Origin of the sequence: Capnocytophaga sp. oral taxon 863 str. F0517 (genome assembly GCF_000466425.1) — a bacterium.
Lineage (GTDB): Bacteria > Bacteroidota > Bacteroidia > Flavobacteriales > Flavobacteriaceae > Capnocytophaga.
Map to the genome: position 1 here is coordinate 1 of NZ_KE992143.1, position 606 is coordinate 606.

1 protein-coding gene is annotated in these 606 nt (G+C 35.3%); it reads left to right on the forward strand.

Features of this window, described 5'->3' with window-relative positions; translation table 11 throughout:
- Positions 1-125: 125 nt before the first annotated feature.
- The coding region (locus tag HMPREF1551_RS06170) for an Arm DNA-binding domain-containing protein (protein ID WP_021628210.1) at positions 126-606 on the forward strand (481 nt) is incomplete at its 3' end.

Below are 606 nucleotides of genomic sequence, written 5' to 3' on the forward strand. Positions count from 1 at the left end.
AAATCGTTACCTAATACCTTGAAAAATATTTTTTATTAGTAGGTTATATTTCAGTGTTTTACACCTTTTTTCATATTGTACAGTAACTTGATAAAAAGTACTTTCGCAAATTAAAAAATTAGAGTATGAAAAAAGTAAAACGCTCAACCTTTAAGGTATTGTTCTACCTTAAAAAGAATGCCCCAAAGAAGAATGGTAAGGTTGCTATTATGGGGCGTATTACCATTGACAATCAAGTAGCTCAGTTCAGTACTAAACTTGAAATTCTTCCGCAGAAATGGGATTTGAAGTACGGTAGAGTAACAGGTAAAACAGAAGAAGCTACCCAACTCAACCGAAAGCTGGAAGAGATCCGCTCACGTATGGTTACTCATTATGAGGAACTGATGAAGTATGAGGGAGTGGTTACTGCTCAGAAGCTAAAAGCTACTTTCCTAGGTATAGGAGTAATGGAAGATTCCTTGCTAAAAGTCTATGAGAAGTTCAAAGAGGACTTTGCTTTGATGGTAGAAAAAGGTGTTAGAAGTTATAGTACGCTCAACAAATACGAGAATGTATACACTCATTTGAGCGAGTTTATCCAGTACAAATACCACAGAAGTGATA